This is a genomic window from uncultured Candidatus Kuenenia sp. (assembly GCF_900696675.1).
In the GTDB taxonomy this organism is placed as follows: domain Bacteria; phylum Planctomycetota; class Brocadiia; order Brocadiales; family Brocadiaceae; genus Kuenenia; species Kuenenia stuttgartiensis_A.
Genome location: NZ_CAADGZ010000291.1, coordinates 1 through 1,243 on the forward strand (window position 1 = coordinate 1; position 1,243 = coordinate 1,243).

At 45.9% G+C, this 1,243-nt stretch carries 1 protein-coding gene; it reads left to right on the top strand.

All coding sequences use genetic code 11. The annotated features are described in order from the left end of the window. Positions 1–121 precede the first annotated feature (121 nt). Positions 122–1,243, top strand: a 1,122-nt coding sequence (locus tag QZT26_RS17715) for an IS1380-like element ISCku8 family transposase (RefSeq protein ID WP_295104091.1), incomplete at its 3' end; no start/stop codon positions are given.

The window sequence follows — 1,243 nt, forward strand, 5'->3', positions numbered from 1 at the left end:
CCTAAATCCTGCAAACAAGGCAAAGCCTTGTTGCAGGAATAGGATTGAAATGGTAGGATTTCCAAGGTATTCGGCGGTATATTGATAACAAAAAACACCTGAAAGGAGATTCACCATTTCGATGAAGAATATAGCAAAAAAATACAGCAAAAGACAACCGAAAATCAAGGCAGAGATGAGCGGGAAAGGCTTAACGGTACATGCAGGGCTTTTACCGGTATTGAATTTTATGGGTAAGCTGATGTTCCGGGAGAGAGTCCATGAAGCGGTCCATAAGGATCGTGGAGCAAATGCCCGGTATCAGTTTGTCGATGCGGTACAAATGGTAGTGATAGGGTTGATAGCAGGGGCGACATCGATGGTAGAGGTGATGAAGGTGTGTACAGATGAGGTATTGAAGAAGATGTCCGGGTGGAAAGAGGTACCTGTAGATACTACGATAGGACGTATTATGAAGCTGGCGAGTCAGGGAGATATAGTGGAACTGACGGGGGTGATCCACCGGTTTAGGGGAAAGATATGGAAGCGTGCGGTGAGATCAGGCCATAAACTCAGGAGTGCTCTTTGCGAAGTATGGATAGATGTTGATTCTACCGTAGATGGTGTATATGGGAAACAGGAGGGTGCAGAGGTAGGATATAATCCGCACAAGAAGGGGCAGAAGGCGTATCATCCCTTAATGGCATTTATTGCAGAAACAAAGGAGGTATTACATAGTTGGTTCCGGTGTGGAAGCGCCTACACGAGTAACGGAGTAGTAGAGTTCATGAAGGAATGTATGGCGTACATGAATAAGGGGGTAAGGGTGGTATTTCGGGGAGACAGCGGTTTTTTTACCGGAGAATTACTTGAATACCTTGAGTCAATATTGGCGGGATATCTGATTAAGGTAAAGCTGAAGAATCTGGAAGGATTGCTTGAAGGGCAGAAATGGAATGAGGTGAAAGGGGAGCCAGGATGGGAACAGGCTGAATTTTGGTATCGATGTGCAGGGTGGGATCGTGCGAGACGTTTTGTGGCAGTGCGGCAATTGGTCAAAAGAGAAAAGAAATTAGTAGAAGTGTCCGTGTATGAGTATTTTTGTTACGTTACAACGGAGCGGTTAAGTCCGATGGAAGCGCATCGTTGTTATGGAAAGAGGGCTACCTGCGAGACTTTGATAGAAGAGAGTAAAGGACAGATGAATGCGGGGCACATACGTACGGGTGAATTTTTGGCCAATGCTGCGCTATTTCAGTGTGCG